Below are 4097 nucleotides of genomic sequence, written 5' to 3'. Positions count from 1 at the left end.
GGGGCTGCTACACCCACGTTCACGCCAACCATACTCACACCGGATTCTGTTTGATACTTGCGAGCCGCTCCGCCATCACTGGTGAAGATAGCCGTAGCATTTGCGTACTCACTGGATTGAACCATGCTCAGAGCCTCGTCCAGGTTCTTGGCCTTACGAAGCGCCAAAACCGGACCGAAAATCTCTTCTTTGTAAATGGCCATATCGTCCGTGACTTCATCAAAGATGGTCGGGCCAACCCACTCACCGTCAGGGTATCCTTCTACAGCTGCCTTGCGGCCATCGAGTAGAATCTTGGCGCCATCCTGAACGCCTTTTTCAATATAAGACAAGATACGGTCGCGAGAGCCCGCGCAGATCACCGGGCCCAGGGTCACGCCCTCATCTAAACCATTGCCAAGCTTGAACTCACTTGCCCGCTCCACCAATTTATCTTTGAATTTATCGTAAGCATCGCCCACCAGAACCGCTACACTGGCTGCGAGGCATCGTTGGCCGCCGCAACCAAATGCACTGTCAACCACCGCATTCACGGTTGGTTCTTCCACTGCATCAGGCATGATCACAACGTGATTTTTTGCTCCACCGAGTGCCTGAACACGCTTGCCCAATGACGAGGCACGCTCGTAGACCTTGCGAGCAATCGCAGTCGATCCCACAAAGGAAATACCCTGCACATCCGGATGCTCAACCAGCCCCTCGGCAACTTCTTTCGTGCCGTGAACCATGCTCAAAACGCCCTTTGGAAATCCCGCCTGTTCAATCAACTCAAATTGAAATTGCTGAGAAAGTGGAACCTTTTCAGACGGCTTCAGAATAAACGTGTTTCCAGTAGCCACCGCATAGGGCCAGAACCAAAGCGGAACCATGGCCGGGAAGTTAAAGGGCGTAATCGCCGCATAAACGCCCAGAGGTTGTCGAATCGTTTTGCAATCGATACCGGGGGAAATATCCGAAAGTGATGTGCCCTGCATCAATGCAGGAATGCCACAAGCATGCTCAACATTCTCAATACCGCGCCGGATGCTACCACGGGCCTCTGCCAGCGTCTTACCGTGCTCCTTCGTAAGTGTGCGTGCGAGTTCTTCTTTATGTTCATCAAGAAGAGCCTTGTATCGAAACAGATATCGCGCCCGTTCAATCGCAGGTACATCGCGCCAGTCCTCGAAGGCATCCTTGGCGGCTTTAACGGCTTGATTGAGTTGGTCGCGATTTGTGAGAGGGACCTGTGCCAGGCGCTCGCCCGTGGCGGGGTTTACCAAAGGCAAAGTATCTACGCCTCTAGGCTCTTCCCATTGACCGTTTACGAAATTCTTCAACACATCACCATTCATGGCGCAACCTCTCTCAGCCTGACCAGGGCGCACCTATCCGATGCGGTCCAGACCGTATTTCTGTACAACTTTTATTACTTTTTAGCATCCCAGAATGGGAAAACTGCCACCGCTGACCCCACTACATCGTCAGGGCGGCCCAGCAGTATAGACAAGACGGATCTGGTGTCAACAAATTTCTGCGTTCACACGTACTTTTCGTAGAAAGGTCGCGTTTTGGGACGTATTCACTATCCCAAAACGCAACAGGCACCGATTGGTTAAGAGCGGCTCTTAGATTCCTGCCGTTTTGCCAGAGCTTTGGTGTACGGAGCATGGCACGGGCGCTTCACATAGCGCCCTGCGCCACGTTCTGCACGCAAATCGCCGTCGGTGTAGACCAGTTTACCATTGCTAACCGTGGCAATATTCACACCTTGAATTTCCATACCTTCGAAAATATTGAAATCCACTTTTTGATAATGCGTTTTCGCACTGATGGTTCTCGATTTCTCCGGATCCCAAACAATAACATCAGCATCCGCGCCCACTGTAATCGCTCCTTTGCGTGGATGGATGTTAAAAATCTTAGCCGCATTCGTAGACGTTACCGCCACAAATTCATTGGGTGTCAGCCGGCCTTTGTTCACACCGTGGTGCCAGAGAATACTCATTCGGTCCTCTAAACCACCTGTTCCATTTGGTATTTTGGTGAAATCATGACGGCCTGCTTCTTTTTGCTCAGTCACAAATGTGCAGTGATCCGTAGCCGTGGTCTGAATAAGTCCCGACTGCAAACCACACCAGAGTGCTTCCTGATGATGCGGAGGTCTAAAAGGAGGGCTCATCACGTGATGCGCTGCTGTTCTCCAATCGGGATTGCGGTAGACACTGTCGTCAATCACCAGGTGCTGAGACAATACTTCGCTAAAGACCGTTTGGCCTCTTAGTCGCGCAGCAATAACCGCATCCAAGGCATCTTTTGAGGACGTGTGAACAATATAAAGGGGCACACCCACCATCTCAGCGATACGAATCGCCCGGTTGGCAGCTTCACCTTCCACTTCAGGTGGTCTTGAAAGAGGATGACCTTCAGGCCCTGTGATTCCCTGCTCCAACACGCGTCGTTGCAAGTGACTTACGAGCTCGCCATTTTCCGCGTGAACCGTAACCAACGCCCCCAATTCTCGCGCCTTTTCAAAGCTCGCGACCAGGATCTCATCGTCGGCCATAATGGCGCCTTTATAGGCCATGAAATGCTTAAAACTGTTGATGCCATGCTCAGTTGCAAGTGTTTCCATGTCTTTGGGGACCGACTCATCCCACCACGTAACAGCGATGTGAAAACTATAATCGGCGGCAGCTTTCTGCGCCCAATCCTGCCAGGTGTTGTACGCTTCCAGCAGCCGGGTTTGAGGGCTTGGAATCACGAAATCAATCAACATCGTGGTGCCACCGGTTAGCATGGATGCTGTACCGGTATAGAAATCATCTACTGCATGCGTGCCCATGAAGGGCAATTGCATATGTGTTTGAGGATCAATGCCCCCTGGCATCACGTAGCAACCACCGGCATCTACCTGCTCGGCTCCGGCCGGAATATCGAGGTTTTCACCAACTTGTTGGATGACACCATTTTCGCAATAAACATCAGATCGAAAAGTGCGATCACTGGTGACAACCGTACCACCACGAATCCATACAGACATATTTTTATCTCCCATCATGTGTTGTTTCTAAGCCGCAAAATGCAAAGACAGCGTATCGATTTGCGACGCGCTTAAAAGCGGGCCGCAGCAACTAGCACAATAGTGGAAGATAATTCAAATCCAGGACGATATTCCTTACGGAGTCGGCTCATCCGAGGTAGCTTTTTTATAGAGCGATGCCGGATCGATGGTGGTCCGAAGCGTGGTATTGAAGCTGCCTTCGATGCTGGTATGGCTCTTGGCAACAAAGCTCTCGCCCCTATCGGCGTGAACACCCAACATGATTCTCACCCGGCCATCGCTGTCTAATTTCTCGACCGTGATGGCACTTTCATCAATATCGTGTTCACGCATGGCTTCACGACCAGCGGCAACTGCCTCAGGCGCAATATCCTGAGCCGCAGCGAGATCACCCTCGAGCCGCAGCTCTCCAGACAACACAATATCAGTGGGCTGATTATTTAAACGCATATCTGGATTGGCATCGGGACTGGCAAATCCGCCCGTGTGCAAACCAAATTCACCCAGTGTGGCACGCACCCGTGTGCCCTCTTTAAGATTCAAGCTGCGCAATGCCGCCCCGTCAGCACCAACCGTCACGCTTCCTTGCGCAAGCTCCGCATCCATGACCGTGTTCGTAAACTGAACGCTCAGGCTTGCCCCCGTCTCTTCACGGCGAAAGCTAAGATGTCTTAATTCGGACTCAATGACTGCATTGGGACGCATCTCGAGATTAAATTGGGGACTGAAGGTGGTAAACCGGCACTTGGTAATTTGCGCCTTCGCACTCAAAGGCGTCTCTGCATCGCTTACAAGATCTAGCGCGCCATCACTTCCAATACTCAACGAGGCGCGGCCTTGAATATCGATTTGCCGCAGCTCAACATCGGTTTCTTTGTTGCTCACGGGATCCAGACCAGAAACCGAGGCATCGAGGTTCTCGATGATCAACTTCTCAGGCGTGCTTATGGTTCCGGCGCCTATGCGTAGGCTGCCACCATTTACCTGGGCACTTCGAATATCGACCAAAGCCGGTGGTTTATCGGTATCTGGAACAGGCAACGGTAAAAGCCCG

At 51.8% G+C, this 4097-nt stretch carries 3 protein-coding genes; all 3 read right to left on the bottom strand.

Features of this window, described 5'->3' with window-relative positions; genetic code table 11:
- Nucleotides 1-1334 (bottom strand): CoA-acylating methylmalonate-semialdehyde dehydrogenase (locus HOK28_20180; protein ID MBT6435425.1); only part of this gene is annotated, 1334 nt, incomplete at its 3' end.
- A gap of 260 nt (nucleotides 1335-1594) precedes the next feature.
- On the bottom strand, nucleotides 1595-3022 hold the full coding sequence (gene hydA / locus HOK28_20175) for a dihydropyrimidinase (GenBank protein MBT6435424.1): 1428 nt from the start codon (nucleotides 3020-3022) through the stop codon (nucleotides 1595-1597).
- A gap of 135 nt (nucleotides 3023-3157) precedes the next feature.
- Nucleotides 3158-4097, bottom strand: a 940-nt coding sequence (locus tag HOK28_20170; protein MBT6435423.1) for a hypothetical protein, incomplete at its 5' end; no start/stop codon positions are given.

The organism is Deltaproteobacteria bacterium (genome assembly GCA_018668695.1).
GTDB lineage: Bacteria > Myxococcota > XYA12-FULL-58-9 > XYA12-FULL-58-9 > JABJBS01 > JABJBS01.
This window is presented reverse-complemented; position numbering and strand designations above follow the sequence as displayed.

Bases quoted from the DNA above. Each gene is read 5' to 3' on its own strand.
- hydA (MBT6435424.1), bottom strand. From the start codon at position 3,022: ATGTCTGTATGGATTCGTGGTGGTACGGTTGTCACCAGTGATCGCACT.